Source organism: Acinetobacter sp. Ag2 (assembly GCF_001005515.1).
Classification (GTDB): Bacteria; Pseudomonadota; Gammaproteobacteria; order Pseudomonadales; family Moraxellaceae; genus Acinetobacter; species Acinetobacter bereziniae.
Map to the genome: position 1 here is coordinate 18,179 of NZ_LBNA01000058.1, position 25,128 is coordinate 43,306.

Sequence of the window (25,128 nt, forward strand, 5' to 3'; positions counted from 1 at the left end):
ATTTAACTTTCTTCTATGAATTGAGTTTAGATAATTGAACAGGTCAAAACATATTTTGACCTATAAAGCTTTGTCATTGATTCTTATCACTTTATAAGTGTTATGCTAAATAAAAAAAGTATGTTGTGATTTTAAAAACTAAGAATTTTATTAGATATTTTTGATCTAATATTCCTGTATTTATCCATAATAAGAAAAACTATTTTTGATTATTAAATTTCTAATTTTGGCTTTATCAAATTTTCCAGTGTTTAATAGCTTATGTTGATATGAATAAAATACAGAGTAGTAGGTGTATGCCTGAGTTAAATATTCTTATAAGGAACAAGTTTTTATTTGAATTTTTGAAAATCAATTAAAAGTGAAAATTGAATCATAGTGAAATTGAAAAAGTTCTTTCTTATCCTTCATGTTGCTAGAGTGAGGTGAATTTTAAGACTAAATGATAATTTAATTGAGAACTTTATAAAAATATTATTGTAAAGATAATATAAAAAATCATGTATTTTGCTGAAAAATTGAGTAAGTCATAATTCTCTAGAGTGTTTAATGTATAGATTAAATCATTTTATTTAAGGTTTTAACTTTAAACTGTTGTTTTATATTGATAAGAAATAATTTTTTCTTGGTTTTAATTGTTGTTTATGTGTGGGAAGCTGATTTTAAAAGCATTAGCATTTTGTCGGAAATATAGCTTAAATTTAAATAATTGTGATAATTTACACAAAATGTGATTTTCAATTGAAAACTAAAAAACTTTTTTAATGTGCTAAGGGATTTAAATTTATAAAGTTTATCTTAAATAAAACTTGGCTAATTAAAAAAATAGAGTGTGACAATTCTGAGCATAATCTAAGGATAAGGAGATGTTCATGTTTAAAATAAAAATCTTATGTTTGACATTTCTGTCTCTTGGTATGGCGACCACTCATGCTGACTTTACTCATTTGCAAAGTATGTCAGATGAACAGCTCTCTGAAACTACTGGACAAGCATTGATGAGCTTGACTTATATTGCACCCACTGATGCAACTAATCTTGAAGCGAAGCGTAAAGATGGTGCTGGAAATATAATAGGGGCAAAAAATATTGGTTTTTATAAATTAGGTTTAGAGGCTGAGTTAGAATTAAATGCCAATATAAAGAAACTGCAATTGGGGTGTGGTGGGGCTAATGGTGCGGGTAACTGTGATATTGATATTGATAATTTAAGCCTAAGTGGTTTAGGGAATTCTGCAAGCTCAAATACAGGTAGTACAGCTGATCGAGCTGCACGTGTAGGATCAAGTGCTGTCTTAACAAATCCCTTTATGCAGTTCGCAGTTAAAAACCCTAATAGTGCTTCGACGCGTGAAGTTGTAGGAATTAATTTAAGTTCAGAAAAAGCGATTGGATTACTAACATTTGGTCAAGAAAATAGTAATACCAAAAATGGTATTAATTCTTTAAGCGGTTATATGGAAGTTGCTGCAACTACGGGGACTGCTTTAGTAAACGGTTTCGGTACAAGTTTGGTGTCGGGTGAGGCTGCCAGAAGGCAATTAATACAGTCAGATGGCTATAATGCTATCACGGGGAAAGCTTGTTGTTTGCTTTTTGGGGGAAGTCTTGATTTTAATACACAATCATAAAATTTAAATTTAAGAGATAAAACTACTGGAAGTAATATCTTACGAGGAGACTTGGTTTTAGGGCAACAGGCAATAACAGGTAAGCGTATTAGTAGTGCCCCCCTGAAAGCGACAGCAAATGTTCGTGATATTGATTTGTCAGGGAATATTGTTGCTCGGGTTTTGTCATTTCTTGATTTGAATAAAGAAACTTTTGGTACAATCCAAAATCTGAAAGTGGATGTTGATATTAATGAGGATTTAGGTTATTTCCATAAAGCAAGCTTAAACGGAACTCCTGCATCATTATCACTACAGGGACAAGATATACAATGGCCAGGAAATAAATCTACAGCTTCAAAAGGTTGGTGGTTAGAGTTTTCAAATCCAATTGATATTGGGAAAATCGACCCTGCTGATCGGGTAGATATTCCTAAAGCTACTTTAAATGTAGTAATGGATCAGGTGAGTGCGTATCTAGATCAAGTTCCTGTGCAGTGTGGTGCTGTTTTATTATTAAATTGTCTTGGGGGGAGCTCTATTCCTGTAGGTACTGTAAATCTGATAAACGCTCCAAGTGCCAATATGGTACTAAGCAATTTGAAATTAGCTCAACAGGATTTTACACCTAATTGTTACGGCTCTTTAAAATTCTGTTAGTTAAATTATTTAGCTGATTAAAAGCAACAGTATGGAAGTTTACTGTTGCTTTTTTATTTTAAACGTTTATCGGAAAGTCATATATTTTACATAAAAGTCTTTGGCATAATAAAAAATATTGCATAAGATAAAGTGTGATATAGATAACAAAACTGTATAGACAAGGAAAGACTATTTTATACAGTGTCGTAGGGATTACAGAAATAAAATAAAATATGGTGCGGAGCATCGTATAACACAGGAAGGTCATAGATGACTACACTCAATTATACGGCAAAATTTCATAAAACTGTTTTGGCAGCTTTTATTGGCTTAGTCATCGCCCAATCTAGCTTCGCTTTGGAAGCAATGTCTGATGAAAAATTAAGTGATACGACTGGTGAAGGCATCGCTTTATTACCTACAAATGCTTATATGGTGTTTCAGGGAGCTGGAGCAAACCAGTCACAAGATACAATTCTAACCAATCGTAGTCTGGATACTGGTTATATCTATTATGTGCCAGTAGGTCCATTGTCATCTCTTGTGCAAGATACAAATAAAGATGGTACTGTGAACTCAAGTGATCACTCTGTGGGTAAGGCTGATTTATATTTATATGGTTTAGCATTGTCTAGAAATGCAACCAATAATGCCAACCTTCGCTTAGATTCAGGACAAACCAATGGTGTGGCAAATGCAGCGATTCGAAGTTGGGGAACGGCAACAAACCCATGGATATTTAACGTAAAAACAGATTCAAATATTCCTGATTTTGGTACCAGTAGTGGCTCTGTAACCTATTTGAATTTTGAAGCACCGTTGTATGAAAATATATATACATTTGCTTCGGATAACAAAACCGTAACGACGAATGCCTTTGTAAATGATGCAGGTGGAGAAGACGCATATAATCTTAAACTTGCTTTATGGGCAGATGCTTTTGTACGTGATCAAAGTAAACCAGATCAGGATGCGAACCAATTTAACTTAGGTGAAGGGTTTAGTAGCACAACAACAGGTCGGGCAAATCGTATTCGATTACAAGGTGTGTTTAACGGTTTTGGACTGAATGGAAGTAAAATTCAATTATTCCAGACACTCGGTGGTGCAACCAATACTGGGGGAATGAGTGCCTTCTATAACAATACCTTAGGATTGGCTGGAGTTATACGCTTAAATAGCGGGGATGGTTCTAAATTGTTGGGAACATCTGCAGCAAATTCTTGGACTATGCCTGCGAATTTGATGAACCGGGTTTTGAGATTAAGCACGCAAGAGTGTGGCGTTGGAAATTTGAATGGTTGTACTGCAGGTACAGCCCAAGATATTTTATCGACCCCAGCGATCAACGGTGGATTGGCTCCAACTTTCTCAGATAAGGAAGGTATTTATATTTATAACCTGAATACGAATTTAGTATTAGGTTCATTATATCAGCCTTTAATTCTTGGTTCTGATGGTACAAACTTTAGTTTAGAGCTAGCACGAATCCCAAATAAAGAATCAATTTATAAACAAATATATACAGACTATACAGGCGCTGATTCGTCCTATAAAGGCTCTACATGTAATGTATATAACTGTGGTTCAAGCTCAATTTCAGGTTATCAAGGAAGTTCAGCGACACATAGCAGTATCAGTATTGGGACGGTCTATAGCCCAGATGCTGGAAAAACTTTGCTTGCTGACAAAAGTGCGGGGGCTGTCGGAATTTCATTTAATCAATTGAGTAATGCATCAACTTCAAATGCCCAAAATAATTTAGGTTCCGCAGTCATTGATGGTATGCTGATTCAACATATGAAAATAACAACCAAGGGCTTATAAAATAAGGAGAAATATGATGAAGAAAAGTGTACTTCTTATTTTAACCAGTATGTTGAGTGTTTATGCTGTGGCAATGGAACCTTTATCTGATTCAGACTTGCAACACGTTGAAGGTCAGGCTGGGGCAGACTTATCACTCAAGCTGGTACTGAATCAGATCAATGCCAACGATTCATATTATCAAACAAATAATGCCTATAAGTTTGATAATGGTGTTGGTGGAATTTGTGCAAATTTAGAGTTTTGTCGTTTAGCACTTTCAGTCAATAACCGTTATGTAGATTCAGGTGGCGCTGCAAATAGTGTCAGTGGAAATAAACTTTGGGTGGTATTTAAGGGTATTCAAGGAACGATTAATATCCAGAAGTTAGGTTTAGATGGTGCGGATTTGGTCTATAAGAATATTGCAAACCAACAAATGATTAAACCTGCGTTTCAATTATCTTTTGATGCAGATAAACCCATTCAAATTCGTAATTTTGGATTTAATTCACTTTCCATAGAAAAGGATGCATTTACCAGTATAACCAATCCAGATGGAACAGTTACTGAAAACTCATTGGGTGCAACCGCAGCTCAATATGGTTATCTAAAACTGAATAAATATGCTGCTAAAGCCCAAACAACAGGTCCAAATGGGTCGACTGCGAACAATTATGATACAGGGCGTGAAACTGGGTTTATGGGTATGCAGATGAATGGCAATCTTGCACTTCAGGGAAAGTTAATGATGTTTAGTTGTGATTCAAGTATGAACAAGCGTTGCTAAGTGAAATAAGTCTGAGGGTTTAGGGATGAAAATAAAACAAGAACAGCGAAAAGGATTTATTTTAAATACATTGGCATTCAGCTTATTGGCAATGCATGTACCTGCTTATGCACTTCAAGCTTTGGATGATGGTGATCTGCGAAATGTGAATGGTCAAGATGGTGTGAATATAGAAGCCACATTAAAAGAAGCCAACATTCAAACACTATATTGGACAGATCAGGCTGGGCGAGCTGAAACAGATGCGACAAGTCAAGCCCTTACAGCAACCGCAGATACGGTTAAGATTCAGCAAAGTAATACTTCTACAGACCCATTAAAAGCCAATGTAAAACTCAATATGGGCACAGTGAGTGGTAAAACAGGCGTGAATCTAGATGTATCACTTTCACCTATGTTATTAACAGTAGACTCTTTCCGAGTGTGTGATAGTGATCCAAGTGGAGCACGCTGTAGTGCAAAGATTGGTACATTAGCTGTTCAAACAGCATCGAATACCAGTATTGGATTAAAAACAACCAATGGATTGCTTGGTAAAAATGACCAAGGTACGCTGGCTTTAGGTTTGCAAAATGCCAATATCTATTTGGGTCAAACCAGTGCAATAAATCAATTAAATCAGCTAATTTTAAAGAATTTTAATTTTAATTTTAATGCAAATGGTTTTATGTTTATTGATGCTGCTGAAGGCTTTAAATTACAAACCAATTCGGGATCAAACATTGCTGGAAGTACTCAAACACCGGATGCAACTTATGGTTATGCCGATTTAAGTCGCGTTGTTGATCCTGCTTCGACTAAGTCGGGATTTATGAATACAGGTTCGTATGGAAATGGCACAACAACATCCAATGCAGGTCTAAATCTTGAGATTATGCTGAATAATAAGGGAGTCAACCCTTCAGCAACATCCGTTTATGCAGTGGATCAGTATAATACTCCCTCAGGTGCAAAAGGTTTAATTCGTGTTGGTGCCAGTGGACGGATGGTTAACAGTTCACTTCAGTTCCGTGGTGTACAAAATGCAAGCAGCTTAATAGGCTCTGCTGTGAATTCATCAGGTATAGATACTGGAAAAGATATTGTTGGCGGTTCTGGTATTGCATTTCGTATGAAAACTGATTTCACTAAAGATGGTGATAGCATGCTTTCAAGTGGTGCTGATGCGACAACTTTAGAAATAGGTGGTGCTGGACTAAATAGCTATGGATTTGAATTTGGAAATCTAACCGGTTTACAAAAAGGAAGTCGTGCATCTTTTGACACTGGAAGTGTATTTTTAAATCTTATGGATTCTAAACAAGTCACTTTGCCCGTTAACTCTACATTCCAATCTTCAAGTTTTGGTAACGGTCAGTCATTAACCAGCTTGAATGACTATAAGCAAGATGTTTATACAACATTAACTGCTGGGAATCGTCCTTATAGCGTGATGACCTCAATTCGAAATGCGGCATTTCAATCTTTTTCTAGAAGAGGGCGATTTACCACAAGTGCTGGTGTAGCGGCAAATAATTTATTTACAGACAATGGGCTGAATAACCAATGGGGATTGGCACTACCATTTTATAATCTAAATGCAAACTTAGCGATGTATGGCACTACTGTGGATGCAGATAAAGTTTATTCTTATTCAGTTGATGGTACACAAAATAAAATAGCAGGTTCTGGTCAAACTGCTCGACTTGGTTTTTCGTTAGGGTTAACAACGGAAGGGGTAGATAAAAATGGAGCGAATAAGATCGGTAACAATACCACTTCAATATTGGTCATTGATGGTGGACTGAGAAATGGTCAACCTACTGATTATTATATGGGGTTACGAAATATTGATATGCTGCTCAAAGGGAATGGTAGCGTTGGTGTAGAAAATGGAAGTTTAAACCTAAGCTTAAAAAATATGCTGGTGGTGATGGCAGCAGAAGTTGCTGGTGGATATTTGCCTGGAACTACATATAAATCATGTGCACTAGGCTTAGCTACAACCTCGGTTGCATGTGGTAATAAAAGTGCTTCAGATACCAATAATTTTGCGAAAAGTGATGATGTGCTCTTCGGTTTGAAACTTCGCTTTGGTGGAGATATGGATTTATCTTTGATTCCGAATAGTGAAATCAAAGATGATGGTACTGGGAACCGTCTGAATGTAGTGGGTGATTTGAAGTTAGCCAATACCAATAACACTATTCAGATCAGTGATCCTGTCAATGGTTCTTCATTGGGCTTAGATAATTTGACAGGAGATATTCGTTTTAATAATGCGATTGTGATCAGTAAGAATTCAAATACTGGAACAGGGCAGATTGGATTTAATGCCAGTCTGCAATTTAATCCAACACAGTCTGTAAATGGTGTATTTAGAGCAAGAGATTTAAACTTTTATCCTCCAGCGGCTTCAGGTGCCTTGGTTTCAGGCGCACGTCTAGGTGAAATCGCCTTAACAGGTGGTCGATTAAGTAGTGAGCTGAATATTATTCCTCGAAATTGATTGGTTATTGGTCGGGTTATTCTTCCATCACCAAAAATTTCAAACTAAACTGTGATGTAGTCGGCAATATATAAAGTTTCCTAAGGATTAGGATAATGAAGAAAAACAACAAGCTAGGGTGTATATCATTATTGGTATTGAGTCCAGTTGCAATGGCAATGCAGCCACTGGATGATCAAGGTCTTTCTCAAACAACGGGTCAGGCAGGGATTGATGCTGGTATAAATATTAGCAAAGTCCAAGTGAACCAACTGTCTATTATTGATCGTGATGGCTTAGGTACAACTGTGAATGATGCAAATAAAGCATCGCTTGTTGTTGCAGGTAAAAGTGCTGGAACACTTGCAGATCAGAGCATGAGTGTAAGCTTCTTAGGTGCTTCTAATTCGTCAACGATGAATGTTGTAATGGATACTGATGGAGGGGCGATCAGTGGTTCAACAGGTAAGCCTTTTGCCAATATTGGTCTCAGTTTTGGAAGTAATATTACAGGGATAAAGGTTTCACCTTTTGCGCTTTACTTGGCAGGTGCAAATTCATCTTCGGGTCCAACAGGCTATCAATCTATTTTCACAGGTACTTCAGAAAAGAGCGATGTCATTAAAATATTAAAAATGGACAGTGGCATTGACATTAATTTTGCAGCATCAAAACCAACGATGAATTTACAGCTCGGCAATGCGCCTCAGGGTCGTATGATTGCTTTTGGTGGAGCAATTCAGTCGATTTGTGGTACAGGAACTGGTTGTGCCATTGCACTTTTATCGGATGATAGTGATGTAGGTGCAAATTTTAATTTTCAACTGACAGGCACAGACAAAACCAATGGTTTTTCGTTAAATGGTTTCTATGCGGGTGTGGAGTCAAGTGGCTTTGTATTTGGCAATACGGGTGAGTCGAGTAAATTTGATCTTGGAATCAATCAGATGATCATGGGAACGAGCGGTGCAAGTGCAGCGACTGTTTTTAATGGTCTTCAGAATGGTTCGATGGGGAACTTTGGTGCGATTGGGACATCTGTTACAGATTTAAAAGTGAAAATTAATGGCTTATAGCGATGAGTTAAAACATGATTAAATAAAAAACCCGCATTATAATTTGCGGGTTTTTTATTGCTGGTCAAATTACTTCGCTAATTTAGCCAACAGGTCTGCTTTGCTTAAATCAACAGATTCTGCATCTCTACGACCTTTATATTCGAAAGTACCAGCATCCAAACCTTTCTCACCAATTACGATACGATGAGGGATACCAGTCAACTCTAAATCAGAGAATTTAACACCTGGGCGTTCATTGCGATCATCAAGCAATACATCATAACCTGCTGTTTGCAATTCATTATACAGTGCTTCAGCAGCTTCAAGTGTACGTGGTGATTTTTGAGCATTCATTGGAACAATGGCAACTTCAAAAGGTGCGATCGCCGTAGGCCAAATGATCCCTTTGTCATCAAAGTTTTGCTCTATTGCAGAGGCAACTACACGTGTTACGCCAATACCATAACATCCCATAGTCACCACTAATGGTTTGCCATCATCACCGAGAACTTTACAGCCCAAAGCTTCAGAATATTTTTTGCCTAATTGGAAAATATGACCAACTTCAATACCACGTTTGATCATGATGGTGCCATGACCATCTGGAGAAGGATCACCTTCTACAACATTGCGTAAGTCAAACACTTCAGTAAACTGAGCATCACGTTCCCAGTTTACACCAATAGCATGTTTATCAACTTCGTTTGCACCAGCAACAAAGTCAGAAAGCACTGAAGCGGCACGATCAGCAATGACTACTATGCCTTTTTCCACCAATCCTTGAGGACCGCAGAATCCAGCTGTCAAATCCAATGCTTTTAATTGTTCGTCAGTCGCAAAAGTCAATGGTGCAGCAATCAGAGGGTGCTTTTCAGCTTTGATTTCATTGAGCTCATGATCGCCACGTAAGAACAATGCAACTACTGGAACATGACCTTTTTCATCTGCAACGCCTTGTACCAATAAAGCTTTCACAGAATGGGCTGGATCTGTATTTAAAAAGGCAGAAACATCTGCAATGGTTTTTTGATTCGGCGTATCGACAATCGTAAATTGTTGTTTTGGTGCAGTACGTTCACCGACCAAGATTGCTTCAGCCATTTCAACATTGGCTGCGAAATCTGATTCGGTAGAGAATGCGATATCATCCTCACCACTTGATGCAAGTACATGGAACTCATGTGAGCCAGAACCACCAATCGAGCCAGTATCCGCTTGAACAGGACGGAAATTTAAGCCCAAGCGTGTAAAGATTCGGCAGTATGTGTCATACATGACATCATATGTTTCTTGTAGTGACGCTTGGTCGACATGAAAAGAATATGCATCTTTCATAATAAATTCACGTGAACGCATCACACCAAAACGAGGGCGAATTTCATCACGGAATTTGGTTTGAATTTGGTAGAAATTCATCGGAAGTTGCTTATAACTTTTTAGCTCATTACGTGCTAAATCAGTAATCACTTCTTCATGAGTTGGACCGAGCACAAAATCGTTGGTATGACGATCTTTAAACCGTAAAAGTTCAGGACCATATTGCACATATCGACCTGATTCTTCCCAAAGTGAAGCAGGTTGTGTTACGGGCATGAGCGTTTCCAATGAGCCTGCGCGATTCATTTCTTCACGTACAATTGCTTCAACTTTATTGAGTACACGTACACCCATCGGCAGCCAAGTGTATAAACCTGAAGCCAACTTACGAATCATCCCCGCACGTAACATCAACTGATGTGAAATGACCTCAGCATCGTTTGGGGTTTCTCTCAACGTAGCAAACAAAAAGCGACTCGCGCGCATGGAAACTGTCCTAAAATTTTTAGATTTAAAGGGAAGATTATACGATAAAATAATACGATAAAAAATTAGCTGAAGGTTTTTAATGCCCGATTGGGCTGAAATACAAAGATCAGATGATGTGCGATATGTTATTCATGGTTATTGTATGAGGTTCAAACTTAAAAAGTTGAGTGAAAATATAAATAGCTTTGGTCTTTGTTGAGATTTTTTCAATAGAGGATATGAATTTTTTTGATTTAAAGGTTGATTATTCAAGTTTTTTGAGCCGATTAATAATATCGTCATACTTGCTTTGTGTACTGCGATAATTATTTTGTAAATTTTCAATATAGCCTTTTGTTTTATCTATGTTTTCTGCATTGTATTTGATTCGATCTTTAAGCGTAGACGGTACGGTATTGCCTTTTCTATAATATTCCATTTCCTGTCTTTTTAATATGATTCGATCACTTTGTAATTGCTTAAGATTTTGATTTTGTAATGCTATTTGCTGTTTTAAGTTGTTGAGAAGCTCATTGCGTTTATTGATGGCAACGGATGAGTTTCCATAAGCACGTTTAAGACGGGCATCTTGTTCTAATTTACGCACTTCAGAGGCACGTAAGGTCGACTGTTGCAGATCCTTTTCAACGTTGTAGGCTTGATTGCGTCTAATCACCTGCATATTGCGATCAAGTGCTTCATAGCCATTTTTGATGTGTGCAGGCGTGACAGAGGTACTAATATTTGCGACCCCATTTTTATCATAATATCGATACCAAACCGCTTTAGGTTGCGATACATCTGCATATGCCAACGCACTACAGGTGATCAAACTCATTGCCAAGGTCAAACAGCGTATTTTTTTTGTTTTTGAGTCCGTATTTTGGTAATAGATTATTCTATCCATTCGAAGTCTGCCATCCCCAAAAAATAAAGTCAGTTATATGATTTTAAAAACGATCTTTGATCATTTTATGTGGTTACAAAATTTTAATAAACAATTAAGTTCTAAAAAAATACAGAATATTTTTTTTTATGTGAGCTTTACTGTGTTTTTTTATTTGAAGTGAGATTTATGACAAGAAATGTTCATTGATAAAGTGAGTTAATATATGTTAAAAAACCATGATTAATTGTAAAAATAAATCTGTACAGCACAATTCATTCCAAGCTTACGGAAAGGGGCATTAAATGGACGATAAATTTCAAAATCTTAAAGTCATGGTGATCGATGATTCTAAAACCATTCGTCGTACTGCTGAAACATTATTACAAAGAGAAGGTTGTGAAGTAGTTACTGCGGTAGATGGTTTTGAAGCCTTGTCTAAGATTGCTGAAGCTAATCCAGATATCGTTTTTGTTGATATTATGATGCCTCGTTTGGATGGTTATCAAACCTGTGCATTGATTAAAAATTCTCAAAATTATCAAAATATTCCAGTCATTATGCTATCAAGCAAAGATGGCTTATTTGATCAAGCAAAGGGTCGAGTTGTCGGTTCTGATGAATATTTAACCAAACCATTTAGTAAAGATGAATTATTGAATGCAATTCGCAACCATGTGAGTGCATAACGGTTAATTTGGGGGAAAGAATGACAAAAATTTTAATCGTTGATGATTCACCAACTGAAATGTTTAGATTTAAAGAAATCTTGGCTAAACATGGATTTGAGGTGATTGAAGCAACCAACGGTGCAGATGGGATAACCATCGCACAAGCCGAGTTACCAGATCTTGTATTGATGGATGTGGTCATGCCTGGGGTCAATGGCTTCCAAGCAACTCGTCAAATTGCTCGTGGTGCAACAACGAAGCATATTCCAATTGTGATTGTAAGTACCAAAGATCAAGAAACTGACCGTGTGTGGGGCAAACGTCAGGGTGCTTGTGATTATCTAACAAAACCAATTGATGAAAATCAGCTGATCAGCACAATCAAGCAGCATCTGCAAGCAGGATAATGTATGGCAGCAAATGGATTTATCGAATTACTTCGATTGTCTAAGCGAGGAAATAAAAATTACGCTGACAATGAAAGTGAAGTAAACCGATGGTCAGGCATTGCATTTGAAATGATGGGGCAATATTTTGTTGCTCCATTGGGGGAAGTTTCGGAAGTTATTTATCCGCCAAAATATACACCAGTTCCCAATGTTCAGGGCTGGGTAAAAGGTTTAGCGAATATTCGCGGACGGTTATTGTCGGTTTCCGATTTGGCTTTTTATTTAACGGGGCAAAGAAGCCAATTTCTACCTACTCAAAAAGTCTTATGTATTAGTCATAATGACCATTATGTTGGTCTGGTCGTAGATCAGGTTTTGGGGATTCAACATTTTAATAAAAAAAGCTTTTTTTCTAAAAATAATCAACTGGAAGAAAAGCTTCAAACTTATTGTCAAGGATATTTCCAACAGCACAACCAAGCTTGGAACATATTCTTATTCAGTCGTTTGTTGAATGATCCTCAATACATGAACGCATCAGAAAAATTTATAAACTAGCTTTGACGCCTAATTAGAGTTAAGCGAATCGGGAGAAGCTGAATGGGCTTTAAACTAAAAAAGAAAAATACAGGGGATACTGCTCAAAAAAGTAGTCCGGGCGTATTAACAAAAACCAAATCGAAAATTGATGAGTTTGCAAAGTTATTTGGGGAAAGTGACAAATCAAAACCATTTATTCAAATGGCGATTGTCAGCATCATCGTTGCGATTATTTTACTTTTGGTTTTATTCTATACAGTTCCTCGAAATAACGACTTAACTCGTAGTTTGGGTGAATTAAAACTTTTATCTCAAACATTATCGCGTCAAGCAACAGAAGCAACAGCTTCAGGGTCAAAAGAATCGATCAATGCTTTAGTGGCATCACAAAAGAAATTTAAAGAAAACTTGGATATTGTGAAAGATATTCATGCATCTTCAAAAGCAGTTGAAGGGGTTGAAAAAACCTGGAATCAGGTTTCTGCTGATATTGACATGATTGCGACCCATCAAAAAATCATTAACCAGTTATACGACACCAATATCGCCGTTGCAGATGTGATTCCTGGCATGCAGGCTGAATATAACTTAATGGTTGACCAAATGGCACGTGATAACATGCCAAGTACACAGGTTGTAATCGCGAAAAACCAAGTATTCCTTGCAGAACGTATTTTACGTTCAATTGGTTCAGTACTCGGCGGTTCAGATAATACGCGTGCTTCTGCAGAAGACTTTAATGCCGATACTGAAACTTTCGGAACATACTTAAATGCGCAATTAAATGGTAATGCAGATTTGGGTGTAACCCGTATTGACAAGCCTGAATTGCGTGAATCTTTAGAAAGTATCAAATCAGATTATAATGAAATTGTGCAATTGGCATCGACTTCAGTATTGAAGAACTCTGATCAAATTTTTAAAGTTCGCCAAGCTTCATCAAATATCTTTGCAGAATCTGATAATTTATTAAAAGGCTTAGATCGACTTTCAGTAAATACAGGTGTAGGTACAATTTTACCAGCCTTAATCTTATTGTTTGCTTTAGGCGCATTCTTATTTGCTGTATTTAAATTGATTGGTTTACGTAGTGAGTCAGATAAAGTACGTGTAATGCGTTTACAAGACGAATATGACCGTAACCAAAATGCGATTTTACGTTTATTGGATGAAATTGCCGATTTGGCAGATGGTGACTTGAGTTCGTATGCAACGGTATCTGAAGACTTTACAGGTGCAATTGCCGATTCGATTAACTTTGCGATTGACCAGTTACGTGATCTTGTATCGCGAATCAATGAGACTTCTCAAGAAGTTGCACAATATACCCAGAATACTCAACAAATTACCAACCAGTTGGCTGAGGCATCTGAGCATCAGGCGCAAGAGATTGCGGGTGCATCGACAGCGATTAATGAAATTGCACAATCAATTGACCACGTATCTGCCAATGCTGCCGAATCAGCAGAGGTAGCACAACGTTCAGTACAAATCGCGTCAAATGGTGCAGATGTTGTAAACCGTTCAATTGAGGGGATGGATACGATTCGTGAGCAGATTCAAGAAACATCAAAGCGTATTAAACGTTTGGGTGAATCTTCTCAAGAGATTGGTAACATTGTCTCGCTGATTAACGATATTGCTGACCAAACCAACATCTTGGCATTAAACGCTGCAATTCAGGCATCTATGGCAGGTGAAGCAGGTCGTGGTTTCGCCGTGGTAGCGGATGAGGTACAACGTCTTGCAGAACGTTCAGCATCAGCGACCAAGCAGATTGAAACATTGGTAAAAACCATTCAGACCGATACCAACGAAGCCGTAATTTCAATGGAACAAACCACTTCTGAGGTTGTGCGTGGTGCGAACCTTGCAAAAGATGCGGGTGTTGCCTTGGGTGAAATTCAAACAGTATCGAGTAACTTGGCAGGTTTGATTGAAAGTATTTCTGAATCAGCGAAATTGCAGTCTGCATCAGCAGGTCATATTGCCAATACGATGAATGTTGTACAAGAAATTACTTCGCAAACTACGGGTGCAACGTTTGATACAGCACGTTCGGTATCTGAATTGGCAAGTATGGCGGATTCATTACGTCAATCAGTTTCTGACTTTAAATTACCAGACTAAAACGATTGAGACTTGATATGCGCAATTTCTACACTAAAACGGTAGTGATTGCGCACAGTGAAAAGCCTTCTAAAGCCATTCAGCTTGACTGTATTTTGAAAGGTTTTAGTCCCAAAATCGGGAACTAACATAGAAGCCTGAGCTATGAAAGAAATATTAAAACATTTAGTTGAACACGTCACTTTACCTGAAGATGCTTATCTTGATCAGGATGATGAGATTTTAGAAATTTTTGTAGAAGAACTTGAAGAAATTTTTGAACAGTTGCAAGCTTCTCTTGATCAATGGCTAAATGATGAGTCCAAAGATAAGGAATTGGTGAATGTACGTCGCTATTTCCATACCCTTAAAGGCTCTGGACGTATGGTGGGGGCAAAGCGTTCAGGTGAGTTGGCTTGGACTGTTGAAGATACATTAAATCGTGTAATTGCAAAAAACTTGGAATTAAGTACTGAAATTCAACAATATGTCAGTGCTGTATTTAATGTGTATAAGTTCAAATTGTATGCTGAGTTTTTAAATAAACAACCACATCATTTAGATTTGGCACCATTGGTGTATTTGGGGCAACAATTACAGCAGAAACAGAGTTTAGAACCTGCTTTGGCGGATCTACTGTCACTTGCGCATACCCTCAATCATGAGAATGTGCTGACGGGTTTAGAAATTGCTGATAGCGAGCCACTTGTAGAGCATATAGAAACAGTAGCAGCTATGGCAAACCACGAAAATGCCGAAGAGCATGCAGTGGCAGACCTGATTCAAATTGATGAATCTGCTGTGGAAACAACGCCGACTTCGGATGAAAGTTTAATCTCTGAAACCCTGACGATTTTTGTTGAAGAGTCGGAAGAACATCTGGCAACGATCAAAGACTTTTTGCATTTAGAGCAACATACACCGGAACAATATAATCGCTTGATTCGGGCATTACATACTTTGCGCGGAAGTTCTTCTATGGCGCATATTCAGGATGTATTTGAAGCAAGTGGTAAAGTTGAGCATTTGTTTAAAGTGTTGGTCCAAGAAGATACGGAGTCTTCTAAAAATGAAAACGCCCTATTGACTTATTATGCTGAATTCGTCAGTGATTATTTGCATGTACTCAAGCAAACCGGTGATCAAGATACGCAATTAGCCCAGATTTATCAAAAATTTAATGATGCTTGGGAGCGTTATGATTTCCAACATCAATATCAACAAGATCATCAGTCACAAGCAGGTTTAGTGACTCAATTGGTCGATTTGGAAATAGATCTATTGTTGGATGCTGAATTCGAGTTTGATAAACGCGCTCAAGTTGAATATCCAGAATATTTCCAACAACTGATTCAACAGGCTCAGATCCTCGTCGATCATACCGACAATCGTGCGTCACAAGGTATTCATGATTTCAGTCTTGCACTCAAAGACGGATATACACAGATTATTGCCAAGCCTGATTTGTTGAATACGGATTATGCTTTCGAAATATTCTCTAAAGCACATCAAGAATTCATTCATTTATTTGATACCTTGGCATCTGGTCAGCGTGTCAGCTTGAGTGGTGCAACTCAGGCGATTTTGGATGAGCTTCATGATTATGTACATCAAGAAATTGATGTAGACCAGATTCAAATTGCTGAACCAAGCATTGAGCCAGCAGTTCAACATGCGGTAGTAGCTGTATCTGATATTAACGCTGTTGAGACAGGTAATCATTATGTCTTAACTCAAATTAATCTCGATAAGCAAAATATAGATTCTGCGCAAAGTCAGCGTGAGTTTGATGCTGACGTTCTTGATATTTTTATTGAGGAGGCAGATGAGCTGTTGGTAGGTATGGATCATGACCTAAATACATGGTCAAGTCATCCAGATGATACCACTGCACTCAATAATTTAATGCGCTATTTGCACACTTTAAAAGGTGGCGCAAATATGGTTCAGGCGACGCATATTGGTTTAATTGCTCATGAACTCGAAACAATTTATGAGCGCGTGATTAAAGGTCAGCTCAAAGCTGGACCACAAGTTATTCAATCTATTCGTTTGATTCAAGATGATGTCGCAGATCGTATTCAGTTGATTCGTGAAAAATCTATTGATTATCCTGCAACACACATTCTTGAGGTTTTACAGCATATTGATCAACAGCAATTCTTGCATGATACGAATGTTGAGATAGCTGAAAAAGCCCAAGATGAGATTGTTTTAGTTGACGAGTCTGTTACTCCAGAATTTGATGTTATTTCTGCAGATCAGCAGCAAGCAACGCTTGAACAAGCTGAGCCATTCGTTGAACAGATTCAAGTACATGACTTGGATGACGCCGAACGTGTTGCTCAAGAAACCTTCATTGAGGAAGCTCGTGAGCTGATTGATGATGGGTTAAATATCTTGAATCAATGGTTTGATCAACGAAGTAACCGTAGTTTACTACTTCAATTGCAACGTATTGCACACAGCTTAAAAGGCGGTGCAAAAATGGTGAAATTGGAAGGTGTTGCGGATATTGCTTATGAGCTTGAAAATGCATTTGAACAATTTGGTCAGCACAACTTTAATTCCAATGTCTATGACGGTTTATTGGAAAGTGCTTTTCACTGGTTAGATGCAGCAATTTTCAAACAGAGTTACGATAATTTTGATGGTTTGAAGTTAAATTTAAACCGTATGCAATATGTCGATGTTTCTGCTCAGCTTCCAGAAAAATTATCTCGAACCAATTTGATTTTTGAACAGACCAATAATGAGTTTGTTCAAGGAGATGGAACTGAACCACCATCTATGTTGGGTGAATGGGATCTTTCTGAAAAAACTGAAACCAATAATGAGATGATTCGTATCTCTGCGGATTTGGTTGAGAAGATGATCGATCTTTCTGGTGAAAATGCCATCAACCGTTCGCGTATTGAAATGGATTTGGGTCAATTGGGAAATACATTGACCGATATGGAGCTTGCGATTCAACGTTTGGCAGATCAGCTTCGTCGAATGGAAGGCGAGTTGGAAAGTCAAATTATTGCTAAACATGGGGATTTAAGTGCGCGCTATGCGGACTTTGACCCATTGGAAATGGACCAATATTCATCCTTGAATCAATTGTCTAAATCGCTTGCTGAATCTGCATCCGACTTGGTGGACTTTAAAACCACCTTAGCAGAGAAAATTCGTGATACTGAAGGCTTATTATTGCAACAGTCACGTATTCAAGCTGAAATTCAAGAAAGCCTGATGCGTACCCGACTTGTTCCTTTCTCTCGTTTATTACCACGATTACAGCGTTTGGTACGCCAAACAGCCTCGACGGTCAATAAGCCTACCGAACTGTTGGTGAATAATACGGAAGGTGAATTAGATCGTAATATTTTGGAGAAATTAGTATCTCCATTAGAGCATATGTTGCGTAATGCCATCGACCACGGGATCGAAGATACAGAGCAGCGACAAAAAGCTGGCAAGCCATTGACTGGTCGAATCGACTTGAATATTAGTCGCCAAGGTACCGATGTTTTGGTGTCCTTTAAAGATGATGGTAAAGGAATCGATCCTGCAATTATCCGTGATAAAGCCATTGAAAAAGGCTTGATTAAATCAGATCAGCATTTAGAACCAGAAGAAATTTTACAATTTATTTTCCATCCTGGTTTTAGCACAGCACAACAAGTCACCCAGATTTCTGGACGCGGTGTTGGACTGGATGTGGTTCAAAGTGAAATTAAATCGTTAGGTGGACAGGTCAGTGTAAGTTCTGAACTGGGGCATGGCTCTACTTTTACCATCCGTGTGCCAACAACAGTTGCTGTGAGTGATGCATTGATGGTGAAAGTCGGTGATCAACAGTTTGCTGTGCCATTATCGCAAATTGATCGTATTGTGCGAATTTCCCCAGCCGCTCTGGAAGAGTATTTCGAAACTCAAAATGACTATTTCGATATAGATTACCAAAGTTATAAATTGCGTTATCTTGGTGAGTTTACAGCCAATCAGGTGACGCCACGTTTACATGGCTTTGCACATTCATTACCTGTGTTATTGATTAAAGGGAGCTTAGGTCAATCTGTCGCGATTCTGGTTGATCAGTTAATTGGTTCGCGTTCTCAAATTGTGGTAAAACCGATTGGGAAGCAATTTGCGGCAATTAATGCGATTGCAGGTGCAACGATTCTCGGTGATGGTCAAGTTTGTTTGATTCTTGATGGGCAAAATATTGCGCGACAAGTTCAGGGTTCAAGTCGTGGTGGTGCAGAATATTTACAACAAGATAAACAACGTCATCGCGATCAACGTCGTCTGATTATGATTGTGGATGACTCGGTGACAGTGCGTAAAGTAACGTCACGTTTATTGGAACGTCAAGGTTTTGATGTGATTACGGCTAAAGACGGTGTTGATGCGATTGAGCAACTTGAAAATGTCAAACCAGATCTGATGTTGCTCGATATTGAAATGCCACGAATGGATGGATTTGAGGTGACCAATTTGGTTCGCCATCATGAAATTCATCATGACTTGCCAATTATTATGATTACCTCACGAACAGGTGAAAAACATCGCGAACGTGCATTCAGCTTGGGTGTGACAAACTATATGGGTAAACCATTCCAAGAGGCTGATTTATTAGCCAATATTGATGCTTTGTTGACGGTTAAATAGGAGCGCTCATGGCAGGAAATATCGAAAAATCTGCGCTTGATAAAATCAGTACGCAGGAACTGCAACATCTGATTACGGTGTCTACAGGGTTTATTGATGCTTATATTATTAATTGTTATGGCAAAGACCCGATGTTGTTGCCACAGAATGTGGTGCTGTCTGCGCAGAACAGTCCAATTCACGTGCCTGTAGTGGAATGGCATGAAAAGAAATTACCCACCTTTAGTGTCAGTGATCCCCGAAAGGCTTTGGGAGTTGCCTTGATTATTGAAGGTGAAGAGGCGGATGATCGTTTTGCTTTAATGTGCAATGAAATGCCGAACTCTATTCGTTTACGTATTTCTGAGGTGGTGGATGTTGAAGACGCTGTTGAAGACAAAACCATTTTTCAATATGTCAAAATAGGTAATGTTCGTTACCATGTTCCAGACTTAGATCAAATTCAGCTAGAGGTTGGGTTAAAAAAAGCTGAGTGACTTACTGAAATGTTGCATGCTAAAAGTTAACGCTATTTCATTTAAAACCGAGCGATATGTGTTGCTCGGTTTTCTCTTTTTATACATTTGTTTTTCAATAGATTTGACTATATTAACCTGAGTTCGATGTAATTAAATCTTCAACTCATTGAAAAATAATAAATCTTTATGGGGTTTTGCTGCTTTTTTATCCAATTTTGGGATGAGGAGCGGAGCTCCGCAAGCGCAACTAACAATAGCGTTTCATTTCTCTTGATCAATAAAATGAAAGCGATCAATAGATTGTTTGATGATCTAAAGCTTGCACTGCCACGCTTTACTTCTAAAGTTTAAATTGTTTTGCGTAGGCGATGCTTCACTTTTCAGAGATGAAAAGTGACAAAAATCTTTCGTTGAGCGAGGGGTACATCCTCATACCCCCGCTCAACATGGCGACATCCATGTCGCCTCACGATAGCAAGACCATCTATGATTGAAAAGTACAAAATAAATGAATCATCCAAATCACTTGTATGAATAATCAGGCGGTTTGGCTATATCATCTTTCATCAAGGATTTTTATCGAACTCAGGTTATATTAGCGCAAGTCAAATTTAAATTTGGACAATAACAATTCAATATATACAGGTTTTACGATCCATTGACCTGATTTGTGAATTTTAAGAGGTTTTTTCATCGTTACTCTAATTTTTTCGTTTAAAAAGGGGAGAACAATCACACTAAACTGTGTTAATTCTTTGATCTTTCTTCAATTCGACAAAATAAGCTCTAACTTAATCAACTATTTCAAAATCAGCTTGATAATTTTAAGAAAAATAACTTGACCTTCAATAGGATAGTGATATTTTAAGAAATATTAGAGTTCTTAAAAAGCGAACCTTTTTGCCATTATACGTCGTAAAACATTGGGGTTTCTTATAACAATAATAGGTTGACTACTGGAAGAAAAAATTTATGAGTTATATGAGTTATGATAGTAGTCTCGTAATAGGTTCTGCGTGCATTGCAGTGATTATCTGTTACATTGCTATTTCATTAGAACAACTCATTTTTACACCTCATGCGGCGCGTATTCAAAAAGTAATTATCTGTTTAAGTGGTATGGCACTTGGATTTGCCATTTGGGCGATGCATTTTGTCGGAATGTTGGCTTGCCATTTACCAGAAAATCACACTTTTGATCTAACACTCACTGTAATCTCTTATATTATTGCAACATTGGCTTCAATATTTGCAGTTTGGTTAACAACACAGGACACATTACCTCTTCCGCGTTTAATTTTAGGCGCTTTACTGATGGGATTGGGGATTGCCGGCATGCATTATGTCGGCATGATGGGGTTGGAAATTCCAAACCAGCAAATTTATTATCATCCAATTTTAGTCATACTCTCTGTGACGATTGCAATCAGTGGTTCGGGATTATCGTTTTGGCTGGCATTTAAGTATAAAAATACCTTTAGTCATAAGCTGTTGTATAAAGCCGCCGTATCCATCATGATTGCACTGAGCATTGTAGGGATGCACTATACGGGTATGGCGGCGGCAACGTTTTCGTCAACGCATGTCAATCATTTTGAAAATCAGTTGAACGAAGGGCAAGGTGTTTTGTTGTTCACTATTATTTTTGTGGCAAGTTTGATTCTTGTTTCTGCCTTTTGTGTGGCAATTTTAGAACGAAGATTAGAAGAACGCAGTTTACAATTAATACAAGCCAATAAAGAGCTTGAAGGATTGGCACTTCAAGATAATCTCACGAAGTTACCTAATCGTCTTTTTTTAGTTGAATATACGGATGCATTATTTCTAGATTATAAGGAAACAGCAACAAAAATAGCCTTTGTTTTTATTGATCTTGATCGTTTTAAGTCTGTGAATGATGCCTTTGGTCATCATATTGGCGATGAACTGCTGGTGAAGTTCGCTCAACGTTTATATCCATTATTGACTGAAGGACAAAAGCTGATTCGTATTGGTGGTGATGAATTTATCCTGATTCTTGAAGATTCAAGCCGTATTCAAGCCGAGCATATTGCTGAATTATTCTTACAAAAAATCCAGGATAGTTTTCAAATTTCGGGTAAAGAAATCAATATTTCAGCAAGCATAGGAATCGTCTTTTTTCCAGATCATGGGCAAAATTTACAAGATTTATTGATTAATGCGGATTCCGCAATGATGCAATCCAAAGAACAGGGGCGAAATACCTATAGTGTGTATAGCTGCTCTTTGGACCAGCAGCATCACAATCGAAGTCAATCTAAATTGATTAATGATTTATACAAAGCAGTTGAAGAACAACAATTTATCCTATTTTATCAACCAAAGTTTACCGCTGATTATCGTATTTGTGGTGTTGAAGCACTGATTCGTTGGAAACATCCAAGTTTAGGATTATTAGCACCCAGTATGTTTATTGGTGGCGCTGAACAGACAGGCTTAATTATTCGTATGGGCTATTGGGCTTTAGAACAAGCCTGTATGCAGATTCAACAGTGGGAACAAAAGAATTATGCCTTTTGTCCTGTTGCCGTTAATTTATCCGCGGTGCAATTTGAACATAAGCATCTGATTGGAAATTTAGAAAAGTTAATCCAGAAATATCATGTCAAGCATGGAAATTTAATTATCGAAATTACTGAATCAACAGCGATGCATCATATTGATGATAGTATTCAAACTTTTGAAAAACTTAGAAATTTAGGGATTAAACTGGCGATTGATGACTTTGGAACAGGGCATTCCAGTTTTTTATATTTAAAAGATTTACCTGTAGATGAATTAAAAATAGATCGTGAGTTTATTCGAAATCTGTGTGAAGGTTCAAAAGAACAAATTATTTTAGAAAGTATTATTCATCTGGCAATCCGTTTAGGCTTGGTCGTCACCGCAGAAGGTGTCGAAACTGAACAACAAGCGCAAATTCTTAAACGTCTAGGTTGTCAACAATTACAAGGCTATCTTTTAGGAATGCCATTGCCTGTAGATCGTTTAGAAGCCAATTATCACTCTCCATAAATAGCCAACAGTGGTTGTTTCTGCGTTATTCACATCACCATTTTATTTCGCAAAAAATCAAATTAAATATTTAAATTGATAAAGTTAAGTATTTTTGATCAAAAAATAACAAATGTAATATATTGAAAAAAATAACTTTTTATATATCTATGCAAAAAACTCAGCAATCATCTTGAGTAAAAATCATTTTTCTTAATAGTAACTCAACGTCTACAATCTGCTTAGTTTATGTGATGACTGTCTCATAATTTTATTAAAACAAGATATATCTCAATTTGTTTAGATAAAATAAATGAAATTTTAATCAAAGCTAGATGATTGAAGTTAAAAGAATATGTATCAGTAATCACAATAAACCTTAAACATAATTTGTTTTCTCTTTTGAAAGGGTTATTTCATGAAAAAATTAGGTCTTCTTGCTGCTACTTTAATTGCTTCATCAGCTTCATTCGCTGCACCTGTAAGCGGTGGAACAGTTCATTTTGTTGGTGAATTAGTGAATGCTGCATGTGCAGTAAGCACAGATACAGCGGATCAAACTGTAGATTTGGGTCAACACCGTACTGCACGTTTAGCTGTAGCTGGTGACAAATCAGGTCCAGTTCCATTCAACATTCAATTGGTTGACTGTGATGCTTCTCTTGTAACTAACGGTGTTTCTTTTGCATTCAATGGTCAAACTGTAAGCACAAACAATAAATTATTGGCTGTAAACGGTGGTGGCGGTAACGCACCTGCTGCAACAAATGTTGGTATCGAAATCACAGATTATGCATCTAAAATTTTGGCTGTAGATGGTTCTGATTTCTCTACAGAAAAAGCAATTATTGATGGTACAAACACTTTCCCATTTACAGCACGTTATGTAGCGACTGGTGCATCTACACCAGGTAAAGCAAATGCTGATGCAACTTTTGTTGTGAACTATAACTAAGTATTCATTCAAATCTTGATTTGAATAAATCACACTGAATGGGCTGATTTCATATGAACAAATATTTAACTGTACTGGTTGGGATGTTTTTATTTCAAAGTGCTTTTGCAGACAGTTATGTATTTGGTGGAAGAGCCCATTTTAGTGGTTCCTTAGTGAATCCAAGCTGTTTATTTGCCCAGAAAAGCAACTTCAAGTTTGGTGAAAATCGTGAAACTGAGTCTCATTTAGAATTGAATGTTTCAAATTGCTCTTCAACGGTTTATTACAACCTCGCCATTGCTTTGAAAGATGCCAACAACAGTCATCTTATCTCTGACTCATTGGCGTTGCCTGAACAAACATTTTATTTGATGCCTGGCATGAATTTGCATCATTCAAATGTAGATCAACGATCAACATTGTCTCAGGTCGCTCACGAAGTCACAAATATGACTCAAGAGCCTGAACTAACAAATATTGATGAAACAGTTGTATTGCCTTTATCGAAGCTCAATGGTCAGTCGACTGAAAATAGTAAAAATATTTTGATTTCTGTTTTTTATCCATAAGTTGTTTTGGAATATTGATATGAATTTAAGCATGTTTAAAAACGGTGTATTGGGTGTGGCTTTATCATGCCTAGCTTCCTTTTCATATGCTGAAGGTAAGGCGATTGGTGGGGTATCTTTAGGTGCAACACGTGTGATTTATCCGATGGAAGCCAAGCAAGTTTCTCTATCTGTGATCAACCACAGTAAAAAAGATCGCTATCTGATTAACTCATGGGTTGAAAATAAAAAAGAAGAAAAAGTTAAAAACTTTTTGGTGACGCCACCTTTATTTGTGGCAGAGCCAGCAACAGAAAATACTTTGAGAATTGTGAGCTTAGTAAAAGATCTGCCACAAGATCGTGAGTCAGTTTTTTGGTTAAATGTAAAATCAATTCCATCTGTAGACAAAGAAGTTCTTGCGGAAAAGAACATTTTACAGCTTGCTGTACTGTCACGAATCAAGCTGTTTGTTCGTCCAGAAAAATTAAAGATTGCGCCTGAAGACGCAATAACAAAAGTCAAATTTGTAAAAACTGCGGAAGGTGTAGAGGTGGATAACCAATCTCCTTATCACATCTCATTTGTCAATTTGGTGCTGAATGAGACCAAGTTAGATAGCGTGATGGCTGCACCATTTGAAAAAACAAAAATTTCAAAAACCTCAGGGAACAAGCTGAGTTATCAAACTGTGAATGACTATGGTGGTGTGACACCAAAAGTAGAAATAAACCTAAATTAATAATATGTGTTGTATA

At 37.4% G+C, this 25,128-nt stretch carries 16 protein-coding genes and 1 pseudogene; 15 read left to right on the forward strand and 2 right to left on the reverse strand.

Annotated elements, in window-relative coordinates:
- Nucleotides 1-872: 872 nt before the first annotated feature.
- The 5 genes and pseudogenes from AAV97_RS18085 (at nucleotide 873) to AAV97_RS18105 (ending at nucleotide 8,391) form a co-directional block, all read left to right on the forward strand.
- Nucleotides 873-2,270 (forward strand): annotated as a pseudogene (locus AAV97_RS18085) (hypothetical protein).
- 252 nt (nucleotides 2,271-2,522) lie between these two features.
- Nucleotides 2,523-4,079: a hypothetical protein gene (locus AAV97_RS18090; protein WP_052945879.1), complete on the forward strand. Its 1,557-nt coding sequence runs from the start codon at nucleotides 2,523-2,525 to the stop codon at nucleotides 4,077-4,079.
- A gap of 16 nt (nucleotides 4,080-4,095) precedes the next feature.
- A complete protein-coding gene (locus AAV97_RS18095; protein ID WP_046761320.1) occupies nucleotides 4,096-4,848 on the forward strand; it encodes a DUF6160 family protein in 753 nt (250 codons plus the stop codon).
- Nucleotides 4,849-4,873: 25 nt separating this feature from the next.
- On the forward strand, nucleotides 4,874-7,336 hold the full coding sequence (locus tag AAV97_RS18100; RefSeq protein WP_046761321.1) for a DUF6160 family protein: 2,463 nt from the start codon (nucleotides 4,874-4,876) through the stop codon (nucleotides 7,334-7,336).
- Between the two features lie 95 nt (nucleotides 7,337-7,431).
- Nucleotides 7,432-8,391, forward strand: coding sequence for a DUF6160 family protein (locus AAV97_RS18105; protein ID WP_046761322.1), 960 nt, complete (start codon nucleotides 7,432-7,434; stop codon nucleotides 8,389-8,391).
- Nucleotides 8,392-8,460: 69 nt separating this feature from the next.
- Here the strand turns inward: AAV97_RS18105 and AAV97_RS18110 are convergent, their stop codons facing one another.
- Nucleotides 8,461-10,176, reverse strand: a complete 1,716-nt coding sequence (locus AAV97_RS18110) for a proline--tRNA ligase (RefSeq protein WP_046761323.1) — start codon at nucleotides 10,174-10,176, stop codon at nucleotides 8,461-8,463.
- 247 nt (nucleotides 10,177-10,423) lie between these two features.
- A complete protein-coding gene (locus tag AAV97_RS18115) occupies nucleotides 10,424-11,065 on the reverse strand; it encodes a hypothetical protein (RefSeq protein ID WP_046761324.1) in 642 nt (213 codons plus the stop codon).
- Nucleotides 11,066-11,349: 284 nt separating this feature from the next.
- Here AAV97_RS18115 and pilG point away from each other — a divergent pair, with 284 nt between their 5' ends.
- From pilG to AAV97_RS18165, 10 genes are all read left to right on the forward strand, one after another.
- The gene (gene pilG, locus AAV97_RS18120) at nucleotides 11,350-11,733 is read left to right on the forward strand and encodes a twitching motility response regulator PilG (protein WP_004827613.1); all 384 of its coding nucleotides are present in this window, start codon (nucleotides 11,350-11,352) and stop codon (nucleotides 11,731-11,733) included.
- Nucleotides 11,734-11,753: 20 nt separating this feature from the next.
- Nucleotides 11,754-12,122 carry a response regulator gene (locus AAV97_RS18125; protein ID WP_004827615.1) on the forward strand — a complete coding sequence of 123 codons (369 nt, stop codon included), beginning with the start codon at nucleotides 11,754-11,756 and terminating at the stop codon, nucleotides 12,120-12,122.
- A 3-nt stretch (nucleotides 12,123-12,125) separates the two neighbouring features.
- Nucleotides 12,126-12,662: a chemotaxis protein CheW gene (locus AAV97_RS18130; RefSeq protein WP_004827616.1), complete on the forward strand. Its 537-nt coding sequence runs from the start codon at nucleotides 12,126-12,128 to the stop codon at nucleotides 12,660-12,662.
- Between the two features lie 42 nt (nucleotides 12,663-12,704).
- Nucleotides 12,705-14,774, forward strand: coding sequence for a methyl-accepting chemotaxis protein (locus AAV97_RS18135; RefSeq protein WP_004827618.1), 2,070 nt, complete (start codon nucleotides 12,705-12,707; stop codon nucleotides 14,772-14,774).
- A gap of 144 nt (nucleotides 14,775-14,918) precedes the next feature.
- Nucleotides 14,919-19,412 carry an Hpt domain-containing protein gene (locus tag AAV97_RS18140; protein ID WP_046761325.1) on the forward strand — a complete coding sequence of 1,498 codons (4,494 nt, stop codon included), beginning with the start codon at nucleotides 14,919-14,921 and terminating at the stop codon, nucleotides 19,410-19,412.
- An 8-nt stretch (nucleotides 19,413-19,420) separates the two neighbouring features.
- On the forward strand, nucleotides 19,421-19,888 hold the full coding sequence (locus AAV97_RS18145; protein ID WP_009586246.1) for a hypothetical protein: 468 nt from the start codon (nucleotides 19,421-19,423) through the stop codon (nucleotides 19,886-19,888).
- Between the two features lie 954 nt (nucleotides 19,889-20,842).
- Nucleotides 20,843-22,906 (forward strand): EAL domain-containing protein, encoded by a 2,064-nt coding sequence (locus tag AAV97_RS18150; RefSeq protein WP_042086134.1) that lies wholly within the window; start codon nucleotides 20,843-20,845, stop codon nucleotides 22,904-22,906.
- A gap of 397 nt (nucleotides 22,907-23,303) precedes the next feature.
- Entirely contained in the window at nucleotides 23,304-23,840 is a 537-nt protein-coding gene (fimA, locus tag AAV97_RS18155) for a type 1 fimbrial major subunit FimA (RefSeq protein ID WP_009585666.1), read from the forward strand.
- A gap of 53 nt (nucleotides 23,841-23,893) precedes the next feature.
- Nucleotides 23,894-24,391 (forward strand): hypothetical protein, encoded by a 498-nt coding sequence (locus tag AAV97_RS18160; protein ID WP_042086136.1) that lies wholly within the window; start codon nucleotides 23,894-23,896, stop codon nucleotides 24,389-24,391.
- A 19-nt stretch (nucleotides 24,392-24,410) separates the two neighbouring features.
- Nucleotides 24,411-25,112 carry a fimbria/pilus periplasmic chaperone gene (locus AAV97_RS18165; protein ID WP_009585712.1) on the forward strand — a complete coding sequence of 234 codons (702 nt, stop codon included), beginning with the start codon at nucleotides 24,411-24,413 and terminating at the stop codon, nucleotides 25,110-25,112.
- Nucleotides 25,113-25,128: the final 16 nt, after the last annotated feature.

Coding starts and splice junctions, on each gene's coding strand:
- AAV97_RS18145 (WP_009586246.1), top strand. CDS start 19,421: ATGGCAGGAAATATCGAAAAATCTGCGCTTGATAAAATCAGTACGCAG.
- fimA (WP_009585666.1), top strand. CDS start 23,304: ATGAAAAAATTAGGTCTTCTTGCTGCTACTTTAATTGCTTCATCAGCT.
- AAV97_RS18165 (WP_009585712.1), top strand. CDS start 24,411: ATGAATTTAAGCATGTTTAAAAACGGTGTATTGGGTGTGGCTTTATCA.
- AAV97_RS18105 (WP_046761322.1), top strand. CDS start 7,432: ATGAAGAAAAACAACAAGCTAGGGTGTATATCATTATTGGTATTGAGT.
- AAV97_RS18090 (WP_052945879.1), top strand. CDS start 2,523: ATGACTACACTCAATTATACGGCAAAATTTCATAAAACTGTTTTGGCA.
- AAV97_RS18125 (WP_004827615.1), top strand. CDS start 11,754: ATGACAAAAATTTTAATCGTTGATGATTCACCAACTGAAATGTTTAGA.
- AAV97_RS18115 (WP_046761324.1), bottom strand. CDS start 11,065: ATGGATAGAATAATCTATTACCAAAATACGGACTCAAAAACAAAAAAA.
- AAV97_RS18095 (WP_046761320.1), top strand. CDS start 4,096: ATGAAGAAAAGTGTACTTCTTATTTTAACCAGTATGTTGAGTGTTTAT.
- AAV97_RS18150 (WP_042086134.1), top strand. CDS start 20,843: ATGAGTTATATGAGTTATGATAGTAGTCTCGTAATAGGTTCTGCGTGC.
- AAV97_RS18100 (WP_046761321.1), top strand. CDS start 4,874: ATGAAAATAAAACAAGAACAGCGAAAAGGATTTATTTTAAATACATTG.
- AAV97_RS18135 (WP_004827618.1), top strand. CDS start 12,705: ATGGGCTTTAAACTAAAAAAGAAAAATACAGGGGATACTGCTCAAAAA.
- AAV97_RS18130 (WP_004827616.1), top strand. CDS start 12,126: ATGGCAGCAAATGGATTTATCGAATTACTTCGATTGTCTAAGCGAGGA.
- AAV97_RS18110 (WP_046761323.1), bottom strand. CDS start 10,176: ATGCGCGCGAGTCGCTTTTTGTTTGCTACGTTGAGAGAAACCCCAAAC.
- AAV97_RS18160 (WP_042086136.1), top strand. CDS start 23,894: ATGAACAAATATTTAACTGTACTGGTTGGGATGTTTTTATTTCAAAGT.
- pilG (WP_004827613.1), top strand. CDS start 11,350: ATGGACGATAAATTTCAAAATCTTAAAGTCATGGTGATCGATGATTCT.
- AAV97_RS18140 (WP_046761325.1), top strand. CDS start 14,919: ATGAAAGAAATATTAAAACATTTAGTTGAACACGTCACTTTACCTGAA.